At 46.7% G+C, this 25,271-nt stretch carries 20 protein-coding genes, 1 pseudogene and 1 riboswitch; of the genes and pseudogenes, 7 read left to right on the top strand and 14 right to left on the bottom strand.

Features of this window, described 5'->3' with window-relative positions; translation table 11 throughout:
• The first annotated feature begins 23 nt into the window (after window positions 1–23).
• On the top strand, window positions 24–1,802 hold the full coding sequence (locus Q4Q52_RS01360) for a flotillin family protein (protein WP_311989655.1): 1,779 nt from the start codon (window positions 24–26) through the stop codon (window positions 1,800–1,802).
• A 116-nt stretch (window positions 1,803–1,918) separates the two neighbouring features.
• Here Q4Q52_RS01360 and Q4Q52_RS01355 read toward each other — a convergent pair.
• The 4 genes and pseudogenes from Q4Q52_RS01355 to Q4Q52_RS01340 all read right to left on the bottom strand — a co-directional run.
• Window positions 1,919–2,107, bottom strand: a pseudogene (locus tag Q4Q52_RS01355) (hypothetical protein); the annotation flags it as partial.
• A gap of 10 nt (window positions 2,108–2,117) precedes the next feature.
• Window positions 2,118–2,870: a transporter substrate-binding domain-containing protein gene (locus tag Q4Q52_RS01350; RefSeq protein ID WP_311989654.1), complete on the bottom strand. Its 753-nt coding sequence runs from the start codon at window positions 2,868–2,870 to the stop codon at window positions 2,118–2,120.
• Window positions 2,871–3,029: 159 nt separating this feature from the next.
• Window positions 3,030–3,665, bottom strand: a complete 636-nt coding sequence (locus tag Q4Q52_RS01345; protein ID WP_311989653.1) for a DUF2913 family protein — start codon at window positions 3,663–3,665, stop codon at window positions 3,030–3,032.
• 99 nt (window positions 3,666–3,764) lie between these two features.
• Window positions 3,765–4,412, bottom strand: coding sequence for a peroxiredoxin-like family protein (locus Q4Q52_RS01340; RefSeq protein WP_311905362.1), 648 nt, complete (start codon window positions 4,410–4,412; stop codon window positions 3,765–3,767).
• 347 nt (window positions 4,413–4,759) lie between these two features.
• Between Q4Q52_RS01340 and Q4Q52_RS01335 the strand changes: the two genes are divergently transcribed.
• Entirely contained in the window at window positions 4,760–5,608 is an 849-nt protein-coding gene (locus tag Q4Q52_RS01335) for a hypothetical protein (protein ID WP_311989652.1), read from the top strand.
• A gap of 275 nt (window positions 5,609–5,883) precedes the next feature.
• Here the strand turns inward: Q4Q52_RS01335 and Q4Q52_RS01330 are convergent, their stop codons facing one another.
• Together Q4Q52_RS01330 and Q4Q52_RS01325 are read right to left on the bottom strand one after the other, a co-directional pair.
• The gene (locus Q4Q52_RS01330) at window positions 5,884–7,185 is read right to left on the bottom strand and encodes a DEAD/DEAH box helicase (RefSeq protein WP_011847413.1); all 1,302 of its coding nucleotides are present in this window, start codon (window positions 7,183–7,185) and stop codon (window positions 5,884–5,886) included.
• A gap of 406 nt (window positions 7,186–7,591) precedes the next feature.
• Window positions 7,592–9,160, bottom strand: a complete 1,569-nt coding sequence (locus tag Q4Q52_RS01325; protein ID WP_311989651.1) for a methyl-accepting chemotaxis protein — start codon at window positions 9,158–9,160, stop codon at window positions 7,592–7,594.
• 594 nt (window positions 9,161–9,754) lie between these two features.
• On the opposite strand from Q4Q52_RS01325, the gene Q4Q52_RS01320 reads away from it, so the two are divergent.
• Window positions 9,755–11,020 (top strand): HD domain-containing phosphohydrolase, encoded by a 1,266-nt coding sequence (locus tag Q4Q52_RS01320; RefSeq protein ID WP_311989650.1) that lies wholly within the window; start codon window positions 9,755–9,757, stop codon window positions 11,018–11,020.
• A 280-nt stretch (window positions 11,021–11,300) separates the two neighbouring features.
• Here Q4Q52_RS01320 and Q4Q52_RS01315 read toward each other — a convergent pair whose 3' ends face one another.
• Window positions 11,301–13,088 (bottom strand): aminopeptidase P family protein, encoded by a 1,788-nt coding sequence (locus Q4Q52_RS01315; RefSeq protein ID WP_311989648.1) that lies wholly within the window; start codon window positions 13,086–13,088, stop codon window positions 11,301–11,303.
• Window positions 13,089–13,480: 392 nt separating this feature from the next.
• Between Q4Q52_RS01315 and Q4Q52_RS01310 the strand changes: the two genes are divergently transcribed.
• Together Q4Q52_RS01310 and Q4Q52_RS01305 are read left to right on the top strand one after the other, a co-directional pair.
• Window positions 13,481–14,275: an ROK family protein gene (locus tag Q4Q52_RS01310; RefSeq protein WP_311989647.1), complete on the top strand. Its 795-nt coding sequence runs from the start codon at window positions 13,481–13,483 to the stop codon at window positions 14,273–14,275.
• 303 nt (window positions 14,276–14,578) lie between these two features.
• Window positions 14,579–14,667, top strand: a riboswitch (cyclic di-GMP riboswitch).
• Window positions 14,668–14,781: 114 nt separating this feature from the next.
• Window positions 14,782–17,388 (top strand): glycosyl hydrolase family 18 protein, encoded by a 2,607-nt coding sequence (locus Q4Q52_RS01305; protein ID WP_311989646.1) that lies wholly within the window; start codon window positions 14,782–14,784, stop codon window positions 17,386–17,388.
• A 97-nt stretch (window positions 17,389–17,485) separates the two neighbouring features.
• On the opposite strand, the gene Q4Q52_RS01300 is transcribed toward Q4Q52_RS01305, so the two are convergent.
• The gene (locus tag Q4Q52_RS01300; protein WP_106649891.1) at window positions 17,486–17,956 is read right to left on the bottom strand and encodes an FKBP-type peptidyl-prolyl cis-trans isomerase; all 471 of its coding nucleotides are present in this window, start codon (window positions 17,954–17,956) and stop codon (window positions 17,486–17,488) included.
• Between the two features lie 234 nt (window positions 17,957–18,190).
• Between Q4Q52_RS01300 and Q4Q52_RS01295 the strand changes: the two genes are divergently transcribed.
• A complete protein-coding gene (locus Q4Q52_RS01295; RefSeq protein ID WP_311989645.1) occupies window positions 18,191–19,546 on the top strand; it encodes a TIGR00366 family protein in 1,356 nt (451 codons plus the stop codon).
• Between the two features lie 74 nt (window positions 19,547–19,620).
• Here Q4Q52_RS01295 and Q4Q52_RS01290 read toward each other — a convergent pair whose 3' ends face one another.
• From Q4Q52_RS01290 to Q4Q52_RS01270, 5 genes are all read right to left on the bottom strand, one after another.
• Complete coding sequence (locus Q4Q52_RS01290) at window positions 19,621–20,088, bottom strand: Sbal_3080 family lipoprotein (RefSeq protein ID WP_012587132.1); 468 nt, start codon at window positions 20,086–20,088, stop codon at window positions 19,621–19,623.
• Between the two features lie 82 nt (window positions 20,089–20,170).
• The gene (locus Q4Q52_RS01285) at window positions 20,171–20,710 is read right to left on the bottom strand and encodes a DUF1294 domain-containing protein (RefSeq protein ID WP_259585125.1); all 540 of its coding nucleotides are present in this window, start codon (window positions 20,708–20,710) and stop codon (window positions 20,171–20,173) included.
• 29 nt (window positions 20,711–20,739) lie between these two features.
• Entirely contained in the window at window positions 20,740–21,945 is a 1,206-nt protein-coding gene (locus tag Q4Q52_RS01280) for a DUF418 domain-containing protein (protein ID WP_311989731.1), read from the bottom strand.
• A gap of 168 nt (window positions 21,946–22,113) precedes the next feature.
• The gene (locus Q4Q52_RS01275; RefSeq protein ID WP_006082562.1) at window positions 22,114–22,551 is read right to left on the bottom strand and encodes a nucleoside deaminase; all 438 of its coding nucleotides are present in this window, start codon (window positions 22,549–22,551) and stop codon (window positions 22,114–22,116) included.
• A 65-nt stretch (window positions 22,552–22,616) separates the two neighbouring features.
• On the bottom strand, window positions 22,617–23,534 hold the full coding sequence (locus Q4Q52_RS01270; protein WP_311989644.1) for a LysR family transcriptional regulator: 918 nt from the start codon (window positions 23,532–23,534) through the stop codon (window positions 22,617–22,619).
• Between the two features lie 135 nt (window positions 23,535–23,669).
• On the opposite strand from Q4Q52_RS01270, the gene xapA reads away from it, so the two are divergent.
• Window positions 23,670–24,497, top strand: a complete 828-nt coding sequence (gene xapA / locus Q4Q52_RS01265; protein ID WP_311989643.1) for a xanthosine phosphorylase — start codon at window positions 23,670–23,672, stop codon at window positions 24,495–24,497.
• Between the two features lie 260 nt (window positions 24,498–24,757).
• On the opposite strand, the gene Q4Q52_RS01260 is transcribed toward xapA, so the two are convergent.
• The gene (locus tag Q4Q52_RS01260) at window positions 24,758–25,258 is read right to left on the bottom strand and encodes a hotdog fold domain-containing protein (RefSeq protein ID WP_006085741.1); all 501 of its coding nucleotides are present in this window, start codon (window positions 25,256–25,258) and stop codon (window positions 24,758–24,760) included.
• Window positions 25,259–25,271 lie beyond the last annotated feature (13 nt).

Raw genomic sequence — 25,271 nt, 5'->3', positions numbered from 1 at the left:
TAAATCAATTGAAAGGAAATCAAATGGATGTGTTAACTGATATCGGTTCATCCGGTAGTTTTATTTTGCTCGTTGCCGGCATGGTGTTACTTGGCTTCATCGTGATCGGGTTAATTTTTGCCAAGTTATATAAACGTGCAACCAAAGAAATGGCCTTTGTGCGTACCGGCTTTGGCGGTGAGAAAATCATTAAAGATGGCGGCGCTATCGTACTGCCAGTGCTGCATGAAACCATTTCGGTCAACATGAATACCCTGCGTATCGAAGTGGAAAAAACTCAGAAAGATGCGTTGATCACTAAAGACAGAATGCGTGTCGATGTGAAGGCCGACTTCTACTTACGTGTTGCCCCAAATTCCGATGGTATTTCGATGGCGGCGCAAACCTTAGGTACGCGCACAAACCGCGTTGAAGAGCTTAAAAAGCTGATGGAGTCTAAGTTTGTCGATGTACTCCGCGCTGTTGCTGCTGAAATGACCATGACAGAAATGCATGAGCAGCGTGCCGATTTTGTGCAACGTGTGCAAAATAACGTGGCTAACGATCTGGAGAAAAATGGTCTCGAACTCGAGTCGGTTTCGTTAACGGGTTTCGATCAAACTGATCTACAGTTCTTCAATGAAAACAACGCATTCGACGCCGAAGGTCGTGCACGTCTTGCGAAAATCATTGAAGAGAAACGTAAAGAAACCAACGATATCCAACAGGATAACCGGATTAAGATCGAGCAACGTAACCTCGAAGCCGAAAAAGAATCCCTAGAGATTGAAAAGTCGGAAGAAGAAGCACGCCTGATCCAGCAACAGTCTTTGGAATTTAAACGCGCCGATCAAAAAGCGGAAATCATTAAGCAGAAAGAAAATAAGGCCCGTGAAGAACGCGAAGCCGAAATTGCTAAAGAGCGCGCTATCGAAACGGCTCAAATCGAAAAGACGAAAGATATCGAAACCCGCGAGATTGAAAAGTATAAGTCGATTGAGCAATCGCGCATTCAACAGCAAAGAGATATCGAAGTTTCTGAGCAGGAAAAACGCATTGCGGTTGCGGCGAAATCTGAAGAAGAATCAGCTGCCCGTGCCCGTGCTGCTGAAGCCGAAAAGCTGAAAGTTGAGAAAGAAGAAGCGGTAATCACAGCGCGCCAAGTGGCCGAAGCGAACCGCCGTAAAGAGATTGAAGTGATTGATGCCCGTAAAGAAGCTGAGCGTGATGCGGTAGGCGTAACTGTACAAGCCGAAGCTGAGAAACGTGCCGCTGAAGACAGATCGAGTGCGATTTTGATTGAAGCGCGCGCCAGTGCCGATGCGAAAAAACTGCAGGCCGAAGCGGATGAGAAGGTCTACGCCGTTGAAGCTGCGGGTAAGCAAGCACTTTACGAAGCCGAAAACGTCTTGAGTGATGAGCAAATTGCCCTGCAAAAATCCCTCGCGATTTTAAAAGCGCTGCCTGAAATCGTGGCACAAGCCGTTAAACCGTTGGAAAACATCGAAGGCATTAAAATCCTTCAAGGCTATGGCGCTGGCAATCAATTGGCAGCGGGTGGCGAAGGCGCTCACCATCAAGGTGGCATTGCCGAGCAAGTGACTAGCGCTGCATTAAACTATCGTGCCAATGCGCCGGTGGTTGATGCTATGCTTAGGGAGTTAGGGTTAGTGAATGGCGACTCTGGCACCTTAAATGATTTATTAAACGGCAATAACACCTTAACCGCCGAGGCGTTAAGTGGCGTGAAGCCGTCTCATGCTGGACTTAAAGATTACAGCCAAACGCAGGTGGTCGAGAGTCAAAGTGTGCCTAAGCCGTAAGGTCGACTTAGCTAACTTTACGAGGTTAGCTTTATGAGATTAAATCTGCTTGATTAAATAAAAACGCTCGCATTTTTGCGAGCGTTTTTATTTTGAGGCCAATAAAATCTACCAGCCTATTGGCGCACCTTATCGCCCCCCCCCAATGAGCGACCTTCGGCATGATAGGTTGCGCAGGACTCCTGTCCCGATGGGTAAATTCGACCACAGCTGGCATCACTTTGATAAACCCCGCCAAAGCAGCGTGCATGGACGACTAAACCATCGATCAGCGTGTGACAAGCCGTGCAGGTTGCTAAGGTTGGCCGTATTGGCTCAGCTTGCCAGCGTTTGAGTGTACTTGTTGATAATTTCGTCAATTTTACCGTTGGCTTTTAGGGTTGCTATCGCTTGATTGATGGCAGGCAGCAAATCGGCATGCTCCTTACGTAACCTAAACACTAAGTCCCCATCGGAATGCACCGCCGCAAGGGCGACAGGGATCCGCAACTGAGTCGACCAATACAAGGCTGGATAATTACCGGAAATAATCGCATCGACTCTGTGTTTATCTAAGGCTTTGACTAACTCTTGCTCAGAGGTAAAGTCGGCACGGATAAAGTCCTTATCGTCGTGGTATAAATAACCGCGCACTGTCCCGATTTGTTTACCTTTTATCTGGTCGACATCCTTATATTTACTGACATTTTCAGGCAGGGTGACCACATATTCGGTGATTTGCATTATGGGGGCGGATTTAACAAACAGCGGCCCCAAATCCTGCTTTTCAAACCAACTCGGGCTGACGATATCAAAGTCGAGTTGACCGGTTTCCAGAGCGTTATTAGTGCGCTTTGGCGGCAAGGTGAGGATTTCACCGTCGATTTTAGCTAAGGATAGAATCATCGGGATAAGCTCAGTGATCATCCCCGGCGCCTCGGCTTGATCACCGATAAAATACGGATACCAAGAGTAGGAGCCAGTGATATTGTATTTGAGCTGCTCCGCATAGGCGTGTGGTTGAGTAAAGCAAAGGGCAAACAAGGCAAATCGAACTAAGTGTTTATACTGCAAACATCGCTTAACCATATTGCTTTTATCCTTGTTATCTCTGCTTTAGCCAAGGCCTATCCGATGGCCATTCTACCTAAACTGTGTGAATAAATTGTTTATTGGGTCACAATCAGTCACATCTGCCATAGTTAAACAGTTTTCACCTTTACGCCATTACACTTTACGCTATGACACCTAAGCCAATAGCTGACACAGGGCGGGCTGCTGATTATGCGGGAAAATTTGGTAGGTTTTATGGTGCTTAACCAAGCTGGTTTTCTTATTGCCTTGGCTGAGTAATAACCTATGGGATAGGGCGATACGCGTTAGCGTCTGTTCATCGGCGCGGACATATAAGTTGATTGGTTTGACTAACTGATTGTCTTTAATATGTTGATTAAATTCTTTTGCATCAATTACTAAGCTAGATTGACCATCAGCATCGAGTTTGAGCTTGGCGCTGATTTCAGTGTCAGTAAAGACTAACCATTCGGCTTGCTTTAAAGTTTCTATCATAGCATTTAATGCCGTACCTAACGCTTGCTCTGATGTCTCAACTGTTTGATATTGATGCACTATCCTTTCTAGCAAACGCTTGAGTTCGGCGCCCGCACCTTGGCTGCGAGCCAAACGTATCCAAGCCGTCAGATCGTCGGCTACCAGTTTAGAAAAGCGTTTTTCCTTTAAGGACTCGACCATCCAATTACACAAAAAATGACTTTCCTGCGCAGAAGTGCGCTGGGCTTTCTTGGTCTGTGCTGAAGCGGTTAAATCGGCAAGACCCGCAAGGGCGAGTTCGAGCACAGCTTGGTTATAGGTTTGAGAATTCATTATGACTCCGCCGCGGGCTGAAGTGATGTTATCTATTTGAACTTGGACGATATTGATTGCGGCGGAGCTAGTTTAGCAAAGCGGTCGATAAACCGATATTTATTCTTGCGATCCCACCAAACTTGCGGCGGTTAAGATCAGCTTAGGTGCGGGTCTGACCTTGTAGTTAGGATTCACATATTGGAAATGAATCAAACCTTTATCATCGCTAATATAAATGGCGGGTACAGGTAAGACTAAACGTTTGGCTCCCTCGGGAGTCGTCCACATTGGATTATCGACATGAAGACGCGAAGTATAGATCTCAGTGACCTTTTCGCTTGTGTAAAAAGCTAAGCCAAAGGCTTGCGCTGCCAGCATTTTTTCATCGGAAAGCAGCAGATACTTAAGCTCATTTTTTGCCGCCGAAGCCTTAAGTTGCGCTGGCGTATCGGGTGAAATACCCACTAATTGAAAGCCCATTTTTAATAATTCAGGTTCAATCGCCTTTAGCTGTCCCATTTGATTGTTGCAAAAGGGGCACCAGCCGCCACGGTAAAAAAAGAAAATGGTTGGTTTTTGTGCGGTTAATTTCGCTAAATCAACGCTTTGGCCATTCATATCTTGTAAGGTAATTGCGGGAATTTGTTCGCCATTGAGCAGTGGGCTAACCGAATATTCATCCTTAGCGATAGGTTGAGCTAGCGTGGTAAAACTGCCAAGCAGTAGGCTGGTGGTCAGTAAAAAGCGCTGTAGTAGGGACGGCATAAGTAATCTCTCTTTGTTATGGGTTATTCTATCAATTCAAGCGATTGGCTCTGGTTTGTACGCTTGTTGGGGCGTGAATGGGGAAGACTGTTATAAGAACGGCGAATGCTGCAATTTATTGCAGTGTGTATCCAGATTAAGTGGTGTTTTTAAAGCAATGCAGCTCAATCACCCAAAAGCTCGTTTTAGTCTCATATAAGTCAATGGTGTGAACCGATAATGTGGGCTAATCGAGTCAGCAGATCGAGTGAGCTAAGGTGGGGCGCCGAACGCGAAAGTGATAATATTGCCACAGCCTTGAAAGGCTGAAGTGATGTTTGGTAATTTTTTCAATAGGAAAGTGGTAAATGGATAAGGGATTATTTAAGGCGTTAAAGAAAGTCTATTATAAAAAGTCGTACCGCAAAGACGAGCATGGTTATCAACAAAGAATCGATAATGGCGATGTGTTTGATGTCGATACGGGAACTAATATCTACTCCTATCAAGGCCTATCTGATACCGAAATCGCATTGATTGAACAGAGTGGCTATCCGGTCAATAACAGGGTTAAGCTAAGCCATGATGAGGCCGTTCTTGCCTATAAAAAACTACTCCTAGAGCCTAATTTGTCACTGGAAAATCTGTTGGCGGCCTATTTATGTGGTTTTTCAAGTTTCCCGCGCGGTCGTCAACCCATTCTCAGCTATCTGTTTGCGAAGGCGCTACCAGAACATTCGATGGCAACCGCTAATGACATTTGTCCTGTGTGTTCCATCAAGCGCGTTAACTGGATTGAGCAGGGGCAAAAAATCTTTTCCTGTTACGCTGGCAGTGTGTGGAACGAGCGCTGGGCGCACAACCTCATAGAATTACAAGAATTTTGTACGCTATCGCCTTGTAAACCCAATGCAGAGGATGTGGCCATCTTCAGTTCATTAATTGAAGCTATCCGTCAGGCTCCTTTAGATGAAACACCCGGAAAACTCGAGCAAAGGGTGAAGAAAGCCAAGATTATCCCCAATTTTAATAAGTACAGTTTCCGTGGCCAACTGATGGTGTTAGCTGAGCTTGGCATCATGCCAAATTCCTATGTTGAGCCGCTTTATGAAGCATTTACGCCATTTGAGGAGATCTGCAATATCAAATACCCGGGCAGTATTCGCTCTGACATCATCTTACCAGCTTGCGGGCTGGCGCGGCGAAAATCCCATTGATGAGCAAAGGCTTAAACAGTTATTTGGTGGTTTTTTGGAATAAGTGATCGGCCACAGTTCCGTGGGTTAAGTATTGTGCAAATGAGGTAGGGGATAACTTGCCGATTGAGTCCGTCACAGAGTTCGGACTGAGATAAGCCATCTTTAGAGCGAGTCACTCTTATAGCCTATGGCTTGTAGCTTATTATTTCGGCTCAATAAAAAAGCGCCCCTTGGGACGCTTTTTGCTTTAATAACGAGACTGATAGGCGAGGTGCATTGCCTATGTTAGTTGTTTATTTCAGCTTTTTCGCTTTGCTAGGTGCTTGACCCACCTTCATTTTTACGCGGCGGCCTTGCATGTTTTTCTCAGCAGTAACTTGAGCGCCGACGTTGTCGGTTCTTTGTTGTTTCTTGGCAAAGCTACGGCGGGTTTGCAATTGCTTTAATAGCAATTCGCGGCTGCCCACTTCATAACCTGGCACAGTGACACGGCGAATTTGTTGACCGATCAGTTTTTCGATATCGGCTAAGGTACGTTCTTCTTCGCGGCTCACAAATGAAATGGCTACGCCAGTTTTACCCGCGCGACCTGTACGACCGATACGGTGGACATAGTCTTCGGCGAGGAAAGGTAAGTCATAGTTGACTACGTATTCAAGGCTTGGGATATCCAGACCACGGGCGGCAACTTCGGTGGCAACCAGTACGCGTACATCACCTGCCACAAATTCACGCAGGGCGCGGCGACGACTGCCTTGGCCTTTATCACCGTGGACCACTTCAGATGGGATCCCATCTAAATTCAATTCTTTGACTAGCGTATCGGCGGCATCACGGGTCGCGGTAAATACTAATACCTGTTGCCAGTTTTTCTTGCCAATTAGCTCAGACAGCAGTTCGCGTTTACGGCGTTGTTCAACCGGATAAACCACTTGGCTAACCGTATCGGCCGTCGTGTTTTGCTTATCAACGCTGATCACTTGCGGTTTAACCATCATATCGTTGGCGAGTTTTTTCACCGCACTTGAGAAAGTGGCCGAGAACAACAGGTTTTGACGCTTCTTATTTACCGCTTGAAGGATCTTTTGGATATCGGCGCTAAAGCCCATGTCTAACATACGGTCGGCTTCGTCTAGGACTAAAAAGTCGACGTTCGACAGGCTTAAGTTACAGGCGGTAAGGTGCTCAAGTAAGCGACCTGGGGTGGCAACAATAACATCGGCGCCGCGTTTCAGCTTTTGCGCTTGTGTTTCTATCTTTACGCCACCATAAATGGTTAACACGCTGAAGTTTAAGTACTTGCAGTAAGCCGTAACGTTGTCAGCGACTTGAGCCGCAAGCTCACGGGTCGGCGTAAGGATTAATACGCGGGCATTCGACTTTAACGTTTCGCTTGGATTTTCAACCATCTTTTGCAGGATCGGCAGCGCGAAGGCGGCGGTTTTACCCGTACCGGTTTGGGCACTGGCTAAGACATCTTGGCCGCGGCGGATAGCAGGTATCGCTTGCTGCTGAATAGGCGTCATTTGTTGATAACCGCAATCTGAGATAGCGCGCAAAATCTCGGGGGAAAAACTAAAAGATTCAAATCTCATTTTGGATTCCTATCGTTCACTTATTCAAACATTCAAGCACCGCGAGCCTCTATTATTTACTCGACTAAGGAGAGAGGCGTGCCGACTGGCTCATTCTTCCACACAGATTTTATAAGAAAAATGGCGGGCGCGGAGTATAGCAAAAATTTCGGTTAAAACCTGAACTTTTTAGTGTTTTGGCATTTTATCTGCATCATTTTATCGCCAAGAGATAAAAGCCTTAGCGACGGCTCAGGCGGGATAGGGCCAATTCTGCAAGCACTGGGTTGGATCAGTACTGGATTGAGTATGCTCTTAGCTGAGTATGATTTAAGGTTGAGTGACGGCTGGCGCAAAGAATGGGCTAAATAAACGCGATAGAAAAATGCCGCAGTTTTGGCTGCGGCATTTTATATCTTGCTTATGACTAACCGAAGGTGCGTCTCAAGCCGAGGGCTTTCTCGGCATTATGCTTAAGCAGATGGGCGGCATCACCAATCAGATGGGTTGCGGCCAAGTTCTCTGCGCTTGAATGGGTGATGGAGTGTATGTTGCTGGCAATCTCGTTGACCACTTGACGCTGTTGATCCGCTGCGACCGCATTTTGCTGGGCAAAGGTGTGGATATCACTCACTTCTTGGTAAATGGTATTCACATTGTCGGCGGACAGTTGGATGTCGCTAGCGCAGCGTTCCGCGTGTTGGCGGCTTTGTTCCATTTCTTTGGCCCATGCGTTGAGCATAGAGAACATCTTATCGACACTCTTTGAAATACTGTTGGTCGACAGTTGGGTTCGACTCGACAGCGCGCGCACTTCATCGGCGACCACGGCAAACCCACGGCCTTGTTCACCTGCACGGGCAGCTTCAATGGCCGCATTGAGGGCGAGAAGATTAGTTTGCTCGGCGATGGAGTCAATTTCGCCCATCGCATTAGCAACTTGCTCGGCTTCTTTATTCAATTGATGGGCATTGTTAGCTGCATCGGCAACAGACTTGGCCAGTTGTTCCACTTTTTGAGTGTTGGCCTTCATATTGGCGCTACTTTTAAGGCAAAGATCGTAGGCGGTATTGATGCTGGTGGATGTGAGATGGGTATTCTGCGCGACTTCAGTGATGGTTGAACTCATTTCTTCCATCGCACTAGAGAGCTGTTCTAGCTGACTTTTCTCTTGATCTAGGCTGACATAGGTTTGCTCGGTCGCGACCACTAATTGATCGGCAATCGCATGCAATTGATTGGCTTGATCTTGTGTGCGCCCCAGTACGCCACTCATTTTGGCCTGCAGCATGATGAGCTGGAAATCGAGGATAGAAGACGTATCGGCACCCGAGTAGATGTAGCGACTGATAGAGTCGTATTTAGTTTGCATTTCAATCAGTTTAGCGGGAATGCGAAAGGCCTCATCGTAGAATATAGCCAAGTTTAAACTCATCAAAACCGCCCCCGCGATAATCACGCCCCAGCCCCAAAAGTAGCCCGCGATCAGTAAGCCGGTCGAGGCGACAACCGCCGAGAGGATACGTTTCTGCATTAAGCTTAAGGGCTTAGAAATGGATTTATCCAGTTTAAGTCTTTGGTATATCTCATTTGCTTTGCTGACGTAGGCGGCTTGAGGCTGAATACGCACCGACTGATAACCAACGATAGTGCCGTTTTCAAATAATGGTGAGACAAAGGCATCGACCCAATAGAAGCCACCATTCTTACAGCGGTTCTTCACTATGCCGCGCCAAGATTGGCCCGACTTAAGCTTTTCCCACATTTCTTTAAAGGCGGCGCTCGGCATATCGGGATGGCGAACCATATTGTGGGCACTGCCAATTAACTCTTGGGCGCTATAGCCAGAGACTTCAGCAAAACGGGCATTAACGTAAGTAATGATACCGCGAGTGTCGGTGGTGGAAATGAGTTCATCTTGTGGTGTTAAGCGGATTTCTTGATCTGATCTCTGTGCATTCAGTGTTCTGTGGGCAGACGCGTTACTCTGGCTCATTTAGTGTGTCCATTCAGGGCCGATATGGTTTATTGGGGTTCAGGGGCGCGGTGTTAGGCGCTAATTTTCTTGCGCTTACTCTCATTGGGGTAAGCTTGTTATGTGACAAGACTATCATTTTTGTATGGGTATAGGAGAGCGGTTTTTGATGGTTTACCCATAAAAATCAATCGTTCGTTGTATTTGTAAGCTATTGCAAAATATAAAAATTTTAAGTAGTGCAAATATGGAATTAAACGAGCGTTTATCCTGCTAAAACGCAAATTTCAGTATTTTGTATAGGGTTATTGTTTTAACAGATATTGAGTAGAAAGTAGGCATCATATTATTTGCAAAATCTGTGCGGTGGCATTGGCCTAATGTCCTTGATTCGTTTGCCATATCGCGGCATTCATTCGGACGGTTTATTTGTCATAGTCTATTCTTTAATGGGCAATAAACTATGGCTTGCTGGATGTGTGATTTATCTGGCTTTGCCTCAGTTTTGTCATCTTATTCGCACCCTTTAGTTTATTAACTCAGGTTCATTAGCTTAGGTTCATAAGATCAGCTTCATTAGCTCATAGCGGGAATGCAACATAAGAGGATTTTCCCATGGCGATATCACTTAGACGTGGCGTAGCGAAATTGGCTACCGCGTCCTTGGGGACAGCAGCGGCACTGCCCCATTGGCGACGTTTGATTTTTGAACGTCTATTTGGCTTCCTTGCGCTTCTCTGCGTGCCCGTATATATCACCAGCGTGTATTTATGTGTCATCGCCGATCTTTGGTCTATGGTGGTATTCGATACGCTGGCTTATTTGTTTTTATTGGTTTTACTGTATTTTCCTAAGCTTGCTGATAGCACGCGTTTTGGCGGTGGTTGTTTGTTAGCGTTTGCTATCGGCGTTGGTTTTTTGATTGCGATTGGTCCATCGGGTGCGGGGTTCTTCTGGTTATTTATCTTTGCGCCATTAGTTGGCATTTTCTTAGGAAGTCGCGCGAGCTTATATGCCCAATATTTAAATGGGCTGAGTCTGGTACTGATTGGGCTTGCCTATCACTTTGGCTGGTTAAACTGGCCTGATATTCACGGTTACAGTTTGGGTATTTGGGCCGTTGTCGTGGTCAATTTTATTGTAACCAATGCCATGTTGACCCTAACCATCACTTACTTATTAGGTAAGTTGGCGGATTCACTCGATTCAACCTTAGCCTCGCGCCAAGCGACTGTATTAGGGTTGGCCAAACTTGCTGAATACAGAGATAACGAGACGGGTGCGCACTTACTACGTATGCGGCAGTATTCGAAAATGCTCGCGGCGCAGCGGTTGCAGGCCGACAATCCACCTGCTGAATTAAACGATGATTTTATTCAAGATATTAGTCTATCGGCCATTTTGCACGACATAGGTAAAGTCGGTATTGCCGATGCGATTCTACTCAAACCGGGTAAATTAACCCCGCAGGAGTTTGAGCAGATCAAAGCTCACCCTGTGATTGGTGGGCAAGTGCTACGCAGTTTGTTGGAATATGCGCCCCAATGTACGTTTATTCGGATGGGCCAAGATATCGCGTCGGGTCACCATGAAAAGTGGGATGGTAGTGGTTACCCCTTAGGGTTGAAAGGTGAGGATATTCCGCTTTCGGCACGCATAGTTGCCTTAGTGGATGTCTATGATGCGCTGACTTCGCCGCGATGTTATAAGCGACCCTTTAGCCACCAAGAGGCTATCGACCTAATTATTGAAGGTAAAGGTAAGCATTTCGATCCTGAGTTAGTCGATTGTTTTATGGTAATTCATCAGGAGTTTGAAGTGTTATCTAAGGCATCGCTGGATGATGCTTATCAGCCTATGGCGCAGCCTACTATGGTCTAGCGGCTCAAGTTTACAATCGTGTTTTGAAATTGAAAATGTGTTTTGAAACCATGTTTCGAAACTATGAGCTGAAAGCATGCTATTGAAATACGACTAGGCCTTGAAAATACAGAAGCAGTGCTAAAAAAACGCCCAAGGCTCATAGCCTTGGGCGTTTTATTTTGTAGCATATAACGGATGTAGAAGATGATTTAAATGACGACTTAAATCGCTACTTATCCGCAGGAGTGCTAAATCGCTCTAAATCGCTCTAAATCGCTCTAAATCGCTCTAAATCGCTCTAAATCGCTTTAGTCACTTGCGTTAACCACGCGAGTTCATCACCGGACATCTGCGGCGAAAGTGTATTAAACACTTGCTGATGGTAAGCATTGAACCAGTCAATTTCGCTTTGTGTTAGCAAGCTCTTATCGATTAGGCGGGCATCCATAGGGATCATAGTCAGTGCATCGAACTCATACATCTCGCGCTCTGCGCCTTTCAGTGCTTCACAGTGTTGCACTACGACTAAGTTTTCTAAGCGAATGCCAAAACTCTCAGTGCGGTAGTAACCCGGCTCGTTGGAAAGCACCATGCCGGGCATCAGTGCGATACCGTTGACATTTTTACCTATGCGCTGTGGGCCCTCGTGCACACTTAAAAAGTGACCCACACCATGGCCTGTGCCGTGGTCGTAATCAAAGCCATGTTGCCATAAATATTGGCGGGCGAATGCATCGAGTTGCTGGCCTGAAGTGCCTTTAGGGAAGCGAGCTTGGTCCAGCGCGATATGGCCTTTTAGCACCAGCGTGACCATTTTTTTATGTTCATCAGTGACTTTACCAATCGCAATAGTACGGGTCACATCTGTGGTGCCATCGATATATTGCGCGCCAGAATCCACTAAGTAGATGCTATCCATCGTCATCATCGCTGGTGTGCCATTGTTGTGATTGTAATGGCACATGGCGGCATTGGGGCCCGCTGCAGAAATAGTGTCGAAACTTGGCTCGCGATAGCGCTCATCTTGCAGGCGGAAGCTTTCTAACTTATCGGCAAGTGTGGCTTCATCGTGCATACGCTTGGCGGCGACTTCGGCATCTAACCATGCAAGGAAGCGGCTCACAGCAACGCCATCACGAATGTGACAAGCGCGCATTCCGGCAAGTTCTGAGGGATTTTTCTGCGCTTTAGGCAAAGAAACCGGATCAATGCCAGCAATCAATTTAGCCCCCGCTTCACGGGCGAGGTTTTGTGCCCAAGCGTTAGCTGAGTTTGGATCGGCAAGCAGTTTAACGCCTGATAAACTCGCCAGCGTATCGGCGAGGGACGCTTCACTTTTAAAGCTAACGCCTGCACCGACATGCTCCTCAATGCCCTCTGGAAGTTTGCTTAAATCGGTAAACAGCTGCATATCGCCATTAGCGTGGAGTAGGGCACTGCCGAGCACAACGGGCAGACGCGGCACATCGTTACCGCGAATATTTAACAACCAGCAGAAAGAATCTAAGGCGGCGATCAACGCGACATCAGCACCGGCTTTTTTCACTAAGGCGCCAATTTCAGTACGTTTTTGCAGACTGGTTTTACCGGCACTCTCGTTACTGAATAACGTGATTGGCGCACTCGAGGGTGCGGGGCGATCCTGCCAATGTAAATCGATAGGGTTTTGCTCAACCGCCACTAATTCGATTTGGGCTTTGTTTAAGGTCGCTTTGGCATTTTCAAACCAAGCTAAAGTATGCAAGCGTGCATCGAAGCCAACGCGTGACCCCGCTGGTAGCGTGTCACATAACCATTCAATTTGTGGCGTGTCTGTCAGGCTTTCGTAGCTGAAAAGTGCAGCATCCACTTGCAGACGAACTTGCACCGTATAACGGCCGTCGGTAAATATTGCTGCTTTATCTTTCAATACGATAGCCATGCCTGCCGAACCGGTAAAGTGGGTTGCCCAGTACAAACGTTCGTTGTGTTCTGGCACATATTCGCCCAGATACTCGTCGGCGCGGGGAATGATAAAAGCATCGAGATTGGCAGAAGATAATTCGCTGCGAATAGCGTCGAGGCGGCTGGCGATAGAATGTGACATATGGGCTCCAAGTGAGACTGGCACGCTGTGCAAGTCGGTAGGCAAAGCTTGCCTAAGGATAAGTAGGTCTATGTTGATTTGAGTTCTAACCAGCTCGGATTATCGCAAGCCTAACGCGCGAGATGCAAGGGGAGCGAATAAAGGATTTTGTATACAATCGTGAATTTGTGCTGACTGCGATGGGCAAGCTAAGCTTTTAAATCCTTAATTTATTTGTGTGACTCTTAGCATAAAACCTGAGTAAAACAAAATGTCAGTCATGTTTTTTTAGACTTGTTCCTTACAAATTAGCTACTTAAGTTTTATTCAATCGCTAACATTTGGACCCTATGCTAACATTTGCCATCTCCGCTCGGGGTCAGAGTGGGGCGCATGTATCAGTGGAGTAAGCGATGCAAATACTAACAATAGATGTGGGCGGTACGACAGCCCTGTTCGAACTTCAGCTCGCGGGACATACAGAACAATATAAAATTCCCACAGGCGAAGGTTTTAAAATTGAAGAGTTAAATAATCAAATCGCTGCGCTCGAACGCGATTACGATTTACAAGATTATCAATTAGCGATTGGCGTACCAGGACTGGTACAAAATAATCGTTTGGTTGCCTGTAAATCATTACCCGGGCTCAATGGCTTGAGCTTCGATACAGTGAAAACCCAAGGTGAGCTTAAGTTTATCTGCAACGATATGGATGCGGGTATGCAAGCCACGTGCGATGCCAAATATGCCTGTGAGTTGTTGGTCATGTGCGGTACAGGGATAGGGATGTCGATTGCGTTTAATGGGCAAGCCTTTACCGGTGCGACGGGGGTTGCAGGCGAGTTGGGGCATTGCCGCGTGATGACAGAATCAGGTGAATTTAGCTTAGAGCAACTCGCCAGTGGCGATTCTGTGCGCAGCCGTAAAATCACCACTCAGGATGATTTATACCGTGCGGGCAGTTACCTTGGTATGGGGTTGGCGTGGACCGTTAATTTATTTAATCCCAATCGAATTTGGCTCGCAGGCAACATGATGAACAATGCCCCTTACTACAAAGGTTGCCTCGAAAGTTTAAAACAAATGGCATTAAGCGCGCCCTTAGCTGAGATGAAAATCAACCGTGTCGATGATATGGAAACCTTAGTGTGCCGAGGTTTGTCTGTGATGCTCGCAAGGGATTATCCCCGCGCACAAGGATCATAGATGCTGTTTGCTTATGATTTTGAGTTATTAGAGTTCAGCGGCTCAGTGCTACTGGTTTAAGCAGTATTAGCAGCATAAATAGTGAAATTGAGAACAGGACAGATGATGCCTTTGGCTTATCGTGTCCTGTTTTTTTATGGCTAAAATAGTCAGCAAATCATTAATTATCAAAGTAAATATTAGAAATAGTTGAACTGTATTTAATTGCTTTCTTATCAGACCACTACCTTAGTTGATAATATTTTGTTGCATTTTTATTGCGCTTACGTCTATGCTGATTATCGCAATGACAACGTTGTCATCGCGTGTAAAAGGCAAACCAGTTGAAAAACTGGGACGCAAAGCCTCCGGTCTAAGGGTTCGTCTGTACCTATGATAGCGGGGATACCACAGGTTTTTCTTCGTGCAATTGTCTGTCGTGTTGCATGGTCTTAAGAGAGTGTTGTTTCCTGTCTACGCTTTGTTTGCCTTATTGATTCATATAAAAAATTCAATAGGGATATCTCATGTTCAAGACTCAAATTTCAACATCAGCCTTGCTGGTGGCATCGGCGCTGGCATCTACCGTGAGTGCCAGTGCATTTGCCGCAGCGCCCGGCAAACCGACTATAGGTTGGGGTGAAACCAAGTTCGCTATTATCGAAGTTAATCAAGCTGCTACGGCTTACAATCAGTTGGTAACCATTAAAGATGCCGCCGACGTGTCCGTCAGCTGGAACCTTTGGAGTGGCGATGTGGGCAATAAAGCCCAAGTGCTGCTCAACGGTAATGTCGCTTGGGAGGGCCCCACGGGCGCTTCGGGCACCGCTAACTTTAAGGTGAACAAAGGCGGCCGTTATCAGATGCAAGTGCAACTGTGTAACAGCGATGGTTGTACGGCGAGCGATGCCAAAGAAATCCTCGTGGCCGATACCGATGGCAGCCATTTAGTGCCACTCAATGCTCCGCTTAAAGAAAACAATCGTCCATACGTTAACAAGTCGGGCAAAGTGGTCGGCAGTTACTTTGTAGAATGGGGTGTGTACGGCCGTAAGTTCCCAGTCGATAAGATCCCAGCACAGAACTTAACTCATATTTTATATGGCTTTACCCCTATTTGTGGTGGTGATGGCATCAACGATAGTTTGAAAGAAATCGACGGCAGTTTCCAAGCGCTGCAACGTGCCTGTAGTGGCCGTGAAGATTTTAAAGTCGCTATCCACGATCCTTGGGCGGCGGTCCAAATGCCACAGGCGGGCGTGAGTGACTACTCCGATCCCTACAAAGGTAACTTCGGCCAATTGATGGCGCTCAAGCAAGCCCACCCCGATCTAAAGATTTTGCCTTCGGTTGGTGGCTGGACGTTATCTGATCCCTTCTTCTACTTTGGCGATAAAAGTAAGCGCGATACCTTTGTCGCATCGGTGAAGGAATTCCTGCAAACGTGGAAGTTCTTTGACGGCGTTGACATTGACTGGGAATATCCAGGTGGTGGCGGTGCGAATCCAAACTTAGGTAATGCCAATGACGGTGAAACCTATGTGACTCTGATGCGTGAACTGCGCGCCATGCTCGACGAGTTAAGTGCTGAGACGGGTCGTACCTATGAACTGACTTCCGCAATTGGTATCGATGCTCAAAAAATGGCAAAGGTCGATTATCAGGCCGCTCAGCAGTACATGGATTACATCTTCTTAATGAGTTACGACTTCAATGGCGGTTGGACGAACACTGAACTCGGTCATCAAACCAATCTTTATGAGGCGAGTTGGGATCCTGATACCCGCTATACCACAGACAAGGGTATTAAAGCTCTGTTAGCTCAAGGTGTTACTCCAGGAAAAATTGTGGTTGGTGCCGCTATGTACGGCCGCGGCTGGACAGGCGTGAATGGCTACACGGGCAATAACCCATTCACAGGGACAGCGACGGGCAAAGTGAAAGGCACATGGGAAGATGGCGTGGTGGATTATCGCCAGATAGTGAACGAGTACATGGGGAGCGGTTGGACTTACAGCTATGATGAAACGGCCGAGGCGCCATCTCTGTTCAAGGCATCTACGGGTGATTTAATCACTTTCGATGATGCTCGTTCCGTTAAAGCTAAGGGCCAATATGTGCTTGCCAATCAGCTAGGTGGTTTATTTGCGTGGGAAATTGATGCCGATAACGGCGATATTCTAAATGCGATGCACGAAGGTTTAGGTCATGGCGAAGGAACTACGCCACCGGTGAATAAAGCGCCGATTGCCAATGCGGGTGCGGATGTGAATGTCACAGGTCCCGCCGATGTGGTGCTAAATGGTAGCGGATCGCGCGATCCTGAAAATGAGGCACTGACGTATCTTTGGACTCAAGTGTCTGGCCCAACGATTGCCATCGCAAACGCCGATATGGCGAATGCGGCAATTCAATTGGCTGCAACGCAAACTGATGTTGCCTATAGTTTTAGTCTTAAAGTCACTGATCCAGAAGGGTTATCTGCCACAGATTCAGTGACAGTGACCAATAAGGCGGATACTCCGAACCAAGCTCCCGTGGTGAGTGTAGCTGCCACTGCAACAGTGGAAGCGGGTAAAACTGTTAGCATAGTGGCGAGTGCCTCTGATGCCGACGGTGATGCCTTAACTTACGCTTGGACTGTGCCCGCTGGCGTGTCGGCAACCGGACAAAATAGTGCCACCTTAGTGGTCACTGGGCCTAATGTCACCGAAGCGACCAGCTATGGTTTGAGCGTGCTGGTTTCTGATGGTGCCTTAGATGCGAGCGCATCGACGAATCTGACAGTGACGCCAAAAGTGATCGGTGGTGGTTGTGATGCAACCGATCCTAATGCCGGTAACTATCCTGCTTGGCAAACCAGTGTGGTGTACAACACGGGCGATACTGTGAGCCACAGTCAGTTGGTATGGAAAGCGAAGTACTGGACTCAGGGCAATACGCCAGCTCGCACCGCTGATCAATGGCAGTTACTCAGCCAAGTTGATCTCGGTTGGGATGCGAGTGTGGTGTATAACGGCGGTCAAACCACCAGCTATAACGGTCGTGTGTGGAAGGCGAGTTACTGGACTAAAGGTGATGTACCAGGCGTTGCGGCGGTATGGGTTGATATTGGCGCAGCAAGCTGTCCTTAATCATCCAACATACTAATATTATTTGAGTTATTGAGACAAAAAGCCCTGCGATAATGCAGGGCTTTTTATGACGCGATTAGGCTCATTGAAGACAGATTTAATCAATCTTAAGCAGTTCTACATCAAAAATGAGCACTGAACCACCACCAATTTTGCCCGTGCTGCGATTGCCGTAGGCGAGTTCACTTGGGATAAAGAAACGCACTTTATCGCCAACGACCATAAGTTGCACGCCCTCGGTCCAACCTTTAATTACGCGGTTAAGCGGAAATGCGATGGGCTCACCGCGATCAACCGAACTATCGAACACAGTACCGTCGATCAAAGTGCCATGATAATGCACTGTTACCGTATCGCTGGCTTTAGGGTGAACAGTGCCATCGCCTTGAGTTAACACTTGATATTGCAAACCCGAAGCTGTGGTGATAACACCTTCTTTAGTTTTGTTTTGCGCTAAAAATTCATTGCCTAAACGGATATTCTCTTGGGCGGCTTTTTGGCCGTTCATTGAGGTAAAGAAGTAAAAAATCACCCCAGCAATCACAGCAACGGCAAGTAACATTTTCATATAAAGAGCACCTTAGTTAATTTTGGCCATATTATCAGTTTTTTAGCTTGAGATGCTATCGGCACTCGCGTGTGCGTAGGGCTGGCTATCTGGTGCTACCAGTTCAACGCTTTAAAAACCCCCTCAAGACTTTATCCCGCTTTAGAGATCGCTTAACCTGTGGGCTTAAGACTCAATAAAAATTCAATAAAAACAGATAAAAACTAGAATTTAGATAATAAACAAGGAAAGTCTATGTTAAACAAAGCGGCAAAACCTCTGGTCAAACTCGTCGACCGATTCCTACCCGATCCCTATATATTCGTGCTTTTACTCACCTTAGTGGTGTTAATTGCTGCCGTGGTCGCAGAACACAAAACGCCACTAGAAGTCATTAATTATTGGGGCGATGGCTTTTGGACCTTGCTGAGTTTTTCGATGCAGATGCTGTTAGTGCTGGTGGCGGGATTCATGCTGGCAAGCTCGCCGCCGATTAAAAAGCTGCTCGATGCGATTGCAGGATTCGCTAAATCGGCACCGCAAGCCATTATTTTAGTAACCTTGGTCTCACTGGCCGCCAGTTGGGTTAACTGGGGATTCGGGCTAGTGGTGGGCGCGTTATTTGCCAAAGCCTTAGCGCGTAAAGTGAAAGTGGATTATCGGCTGCTGGTCGCCAGCGCCTATTCTGGCTTTGTGGTTTGGCATGGTGGGCTTGCGGGTTCTATCCCATTAACCATAGCAACGGCTGGGCATTTCTCTGAAGCACAAATTGGCATTATCCCAACCAGCGAAACCATTTTCGCGAGCTTTAACTTACTGTTAGTGGCGATTCTGTTTGTGGTCATGCCCTTAGTGAATCGCTTTATGCTGCCTGAAGACAAGGACAGCATTTATGTCGACCCAAGTGCCCTTAACGACAAAGGCAGCGAACCCGCAGCTTCGGCGCTGGAGCTTAACCCTGCCAATGTGAGCGAGTGTCAGCTTGAAAGCCGTCCTGCGGAAAAGCTTGAAAATAGCCGCTTACTCGGCTGGAGCGTCGGTGGCGCTGGGCTTGTGTACTTAGGCTATTACTTTTGGGTACAGGGCGGCAGCTTAAACCTTAACTTAGTGAACTTCTTATTTTTGTTTCTCGCCATCCTCTTACACCAAACGCCACGCAGTTTATTAACCAGCTTGAATGAGGCCATTAAGGGCGGCGCAGGGATTGTGATCCAATTCCCTTTCTATGCGGGCATTATGGCGGTGATGGTGCAGTCGGGTTTAGCCCAAAGTATTTCGGAAGGTTTTGTGGCCATAGCCAGTGCCGAGAGCCTGCCATTTTGGAGCTTTATTAGCGCGGGAATTGTGAATATTTTTGTGCCATCGGGTGGTGGTCAGTGGGCCGTGCAGGCGCCGATTATGTTACCCGCCGCCGAAGCCTTGGGCGCCGATGTTGCTCGGGTAGCCATGGCCGTAGCTTGGGGCGATGCCTGGACTAACCTTATTCAACCTTTCTGGGCACTGCCCGTGCTGGCAATTGCAGGCTTAAAAGCGCGGGATATTATGGGATTTTGTTTAATGCAGCTGATGATCACAGGCGTGATTATCAGTATCGCGTTGAGCTGGTTTTAAAGATAATAAACAGTGCAAAACTAAACAGGGTAATTCTATGATTACCCTGTTTTTTAGTTAAGGTTTCAATGATATTAATCGCTTGAACCATTTACTTTTTTTGTTGCTTCATCAGCAGTGATTTGACCAAATAGAGCTGACATCATATAGCTAATACGATTCGCAGCATTACCAAACTTACTCGGGTTCGCAGTATAGGGTACTTGAAACTTAACACTGCCAACTCTTTGGCCATTCTGAAATGCGTTAATTTCAGCGCTTTTTAAATATAATGCCAAGTCCCAAGTCCAATTACCTTCATATTCTAATGTGAGTTTATTTAAATCATGTTTAGAACCATCAGGCTGCACTGTGTAGGTGTAATTATTTGCTTTTAGCCATGTCTCCATTGTTTCTTGGAAGCCGTCACGTGTTTCTTTATCTTTAATAATGACTATTTCTACATTGTTAGTATTTGTTTCTATTGGTTTTGCTGTATAGCGAGGTGCGGCACAACCCGATAGTATTGCAACACCCAAAACTGCAACTAAAAATTTTTTCATAATTTAACCTTTTGTTTTTGTATTAAAATAAGTTAAAGCGTATTAGTGACAAACTTTAGATTTTCATAGAATCCATAGCTTGCTAGATAAACATATCTACGGCGCCGGTTTTTATGCCATAACCCAGCACGGCTAAGTTAGCGACAACGGTGAGCCAGAAGACGTTTCTAAATGAGGCTTTAACTGACTTGTGCCTTAACACGTTTTGGGCAAACAGGGCGCCGGGCCAACCGCCCATGAGCGCCAGCAGATGCAAAGTGCTTTCTTTAGTGCGCCATTTACCGCGTTTTGCGGCGGATTTATCGATAGCGTAGGCGATAAAGGTTAGCAGGCTCAGTGTGAGGTACATACCCGCAATGCCGTAGGGCAACATATGTTGCTGCGCTGCGCCGATTAAACCAGCAAGAAAAATCACCACCAATAACAGTGGCATAAGGCTTGAGCCTGAAGCGGCTGCATTGGATTTTTGAGCGCGACTACTTTGGGCGCGATTGTTTGTTTGAGCACTATTGTTTGAAGTGCGACTGTTCTGAGCGCGATTGTTTTGTGGTCGACTCTTTTGAGCACGATTTGTTTGAGGTGAAGCGCTGTTGCCCATTTTGGCCGGTTTTTTGTTCGTCATTATCTGGTATCAATCTCGTGTCAGTGTTTTTAAGCTTGCTTGTGTTCTTGTGATGTCGCGTATTTTTTAAACGCGAGGTGGCGCCAAAGTTTTTCCAATGGCCCTTGCTTGAAATAGCGTAAGTACAGGCTGGCTAACAGTAATTGCACTACTGAATAAACCAGTGCCATAGCCATGTATCCCCATCTGTCTAGACTCAATAGCAATTCGGGGGCGAAGTGCCTAAACACTAACACGCCAACGATGGATTGCAGAATATAGAGGCTAAAGGCGAGTTTGCCAACATTTTGCAGTGGCGTGAGTCTATTTGGATTATTTTGGCAAATTTTAACCATAATATGAATGTAAATCAGCGCCATAGGAATAGCGCTTAGCATGATTAACACATCTGAAAACGTGACTAGAATAGGGTTGTCCGTAAAGTCTAAACCGGTATCAAGTAGCGATACCGTCACGCTGGCTAGCACTAATTTCAGCAGTTGTGGTTTGCTAAAACCCCGCTCAAAAGTCCCCTGTTGATACAAGGCCATGCCGAGCTGCATCAAGCCCGCCGTAAACCACATTATGGTAAAAGGGATCACCAGCGCCATATAACCCACTTGCATCAAATGCAGAAACAGTTGGTCGGCATAGCCTGAGGTCCATGCGCTGTATTGCTCTGCAAATAGACTCGATTCTCGAGTGAAAGGTTCATCGCTGCCCGTAAGGCTAATCAGCGTGATGATCACTAAGGCGCTTAAAATAAAAATATTCGCTTTGCGCTTAAGGGCTTCAATACTTAAATCTTTGTAACACAAAGCTAAAAATCCGCTGAACCCATAGGTTAATAAAATATCACCAGGCCAGATAATGATGCCGTGGAGTAAGCCAAACACCATTAGCCATTTCAAACGTGAGCGCAGTAAAGGATATGCTTCTAGGCCTTTGGCGCTAAATCGCTGATATTGAATAAAAAGCCCGACGCCAAACAAGATGGAAAACAGACTGATAAAGCGCGCCTCGATGAAAAAGTTACTGAACACTTTGATTATGTGATCCGACAGCGGCGGCGTTTCGTGGGGCGCATAGCCAAAAAAAGTAATGCCCATAAAATAGATATTCATAAAAAATATCCCCAACACGGCTAAGCCGCGAATGGCATCGAGATTGGCATTACGCTGTGCAGGAATCGTCATGACGACTGGCTGCGTGGAGTCTGTTCTTGACCAAGGGTCTTTAGGTAAGTTGGCTGGCACGTTAGCAGAGTTCCTTTCGCTAGTAGACATGTTCCACTTTTCACTGGGATTTGGGAGGGCTAGCCTAGCAGGCGCTAGCCCCCAATGAAATACAGCCAATACAAAAAGTGAAATACAAAAAAGATAGCAAGTGAAATATAGAAAGTGATTGAGAAGAGTGAAGATCCACTACTCGCCGATATCTTCGTTCCAGAGTGTGGGATGGTTAGCGATAAAGTCGTGCATCAGTTGTTTGCACTCGGCGTTATCGACCACAGTGACATCGACGCCGCGGGATTTGACATAGGCTTCTGGCCCTTGAAAGGTGGTGTTTTCACCGACGATGACTTTAGGTATGCCATAAAGTAATACCGCGCCGCTGCACATATCACAGGGCGATAGGGTGGAATACAAGGTTGCTCTTTGGTACTCGGCGGCACTAAATCGGCCGGCATTTTCGAGGCAATCCATTTCGGCATGTAGTACTGAACTGCCTTTTTGTACCCGTTTATTGTGGCCGCGCCCGACGATTTTGCCATCGATCACTAATACCGAACCAATGGGGATGCCGCCCTCGGCGAGTCCTTGTTTGGCTTCTTCAATGGCTGCCGCTAAAAATTCATCCATCTTGATATCCTTAAAATATGAACCCTTAATATTAAACTCAGCATAGCACTCGTTTGGGAGACAATCTAAATGGTTTTGATTTGTTGCTTCAATAAGTCCCTCAGGCTATCAATAATCGGCAGCGAAGCCATTTCTGGCCGATAAATCAGGCAGATATCGGCGGGGATTGTTTGTTTTAATTTAATAAACTTTACCCTAGGCCAAGGCTGTGATGCATAACTTTGCGGCACTATGGATACCCTGTTATCGCCAGCGATGATGGCCATCAAGCTATTGGGCTCGATCATTTCCTGTACTAATTGCGGCATAAATCCTGCGGCCTGACAGCTGGCGATAATCAAATCGCTAGAGGCGGAATTGGCACGGCTGAGTAAGGTAAAGGGCTCATCTTTGAGTTCACTTAAGTCGATGCTTTTACGTCTGGCTAAGGGATGTTTATTTGCCAGCGCTAACACCATAGGTTCGCTGGTGATGGTTTCGGCGATTAGGTGCGGCAGATTTAAGGTGTCGGCGTAGCGCACTAGGCCAAAATCGATTTCTTGATGCGCTAAGGCGACTTTTTGAGTTTCAGGTGATAACTCTTGAAAGATCAGCTCATTTTCAGGGCATTGCTTGCGAAAGCTTTTCAGAATGTCACCAAATCCCATCCAAAAAAGCGAGCTCATGATGCCAATCCGAATATGGTTTCTATCGAGTCGTCCAAGCTGAGCCACTTGCTCCAATGAGGTATTCACCAGCGCGAATATTTGCTCGCACTTTTCTTTTAACAATTGGCCATAGGGTGTGAGCTCTACTTGCCGAGTGCTGCGAGTGAACAGCTCAACACCAAGGAGCGATTCCAACTCTTTGATTTGTGCGCTCAGCGGAGATTTCGATAGATGCAGTTGCTCGGCGGCAGCGGTAAAGTTTTTTACTTCAGCAACCCGATGGAAATACCGCAGCATCTTCAAGGTAACGAGTTCTGGTGCGTTTATCTTGCTCATCTCAGGCTCACTATTTTTAGCTATTGTCCTTTTTATCAGCACAATAGTGCGGTTAATCGCGATTATTTGCAACCCCAAGCCCGCTTATACTGAGGGTCGTTTACTCTTTCATTCCTTTGCTATGAGGTACCTTGTATGAGCCATGATCCTGTTATTAATGCCCTTGCGACGATTCGAGCCCGTAAACCGAATTTCTCTCCCCGCGCAGCGATGATTTTGGGCTCAGGGCTTGGCGCGTTTGCCGATAATTTAGATAACAAAGTGGTGATCCCCTATGAAGATTTAGACGGCTTTCCCGTGAGTACCGTCGTCGGTCACTCGGGAGAGCTCGTGCTAGGCAGCTTACATGGCATCGATATAGTGTGCATGAAAGGCCGCGGGCATTTTTACGAGCACCAAAGCATGAAAGTGATGACGACGCCGGTGCGTACTTTCAAACGTTTAGGGTGTGAATTGTTACTGGTGACTAACGCTGCGGGGTCATTACGACCAGAGCGGATCGGCGTGGGATCATTAGTGATTTTCAGCGATCACATCAACACTATGCCGGGTACGCCCATGACGGGCGCAAACGATGAAAGTTACGGTTCACGTTTTTTTAGCCTAGCCAATGCTTATGATAAAGACCTGAGAGTAGAAGCCTTAAGTGTCGCAAAAGCCGAAGGCATTGAAGTGAATCAAGGGGTCTTTGTGTCCTACTCTGGCCCGTGTTTTGAAACCGCGGCCGAAATCCGCATGATGCAAATCATCGGTGGCGATGTAGTGGGAATGTCTGTGGTGCCAGAGGTTATTTCGGCGGCGCATTGTGGTTTGCCCGTCTTGGCTGTGTGTGCCATTACCAATATGGCAGAGGGATTGGGGGACGTGCAGTTATCCCATGAACAAACTTTAACATCCGCTAAGCTTGCCGAAGCTGACTTTATCCGTTTAATTGAGCGTTTTACCGCCAGCCATTTTGCTTAATATCTGGTTTAACTGGGCTGCTGTATAACGATAGGGCGCGATAAAGGGCTGCTATTTTAAAAGCTCGTATTTAACAGGTCGAATTAAGCTCTCGTATTTAAGAGTTCGGATTTAAAAATCCGCACTTAAAAGTGAGCGAGCAAGGCGGCGTGCAATTGCGCTATCTGAGTTTTTTAACGAAATACGGCTGAAGGCTAAAATGGGAGCTTAGCTCCCTTTTTAGCTGCTGACATTAAGCCGCAGCGCTCGATGCAAAACGCTTATTTCTGCGGTTTTTCTGAAATCCACAGCTTGATATGGCCCTTAACCACAACTACACCTTGGGTGTCGTAGGCGGTAACGGGAACCAACATATCGCCCGGAGTCCATTGCTCTGGCGTCACTTCGGCGATACACAAAATATCGCTGCCGGCTTTAGCGGTATAATCCAAACTCATGCCCTTAGGGATCCAACGTAAATGCTTTGGAATTGAGGCTTCGGCCATCACGCCCATCGCCATTTCTAGGCCGTTACAAATCGCAATCACATGCACAGTTTTTATATGATTATGAACGGCATGGCGTTTTTTAATTAAACAGGCGCAATGATTAAGGCGTAATTCAGTGATCAGTGGTTTGATGGTGCCGAAATAGGGTGCCATGCGTGAAACCATGATTGAAAACAGTTTTTGGCCGAAGGGATAACGGCGAGTCTTGTGGTAGAGCGCGAGCACTTTATTTGGTTTTTGTTCTGCAGTGCTAGAAGAGTCTGTCTGGCTCATGGTCATCCTTAAT

Source organism: Shewanella sp. SP1S2-4 (assembly GCF_031932075.1).
Classification (GTDB): Bacteria; Pseudomonadota; Gammaproteobacteria; order Enterobacterales; family Shewanellaceae; genus Shewanella; species Shewanella baltica.
This window is presented reverse-complemented; position numbering and strand designations above follow the sequence as displayed.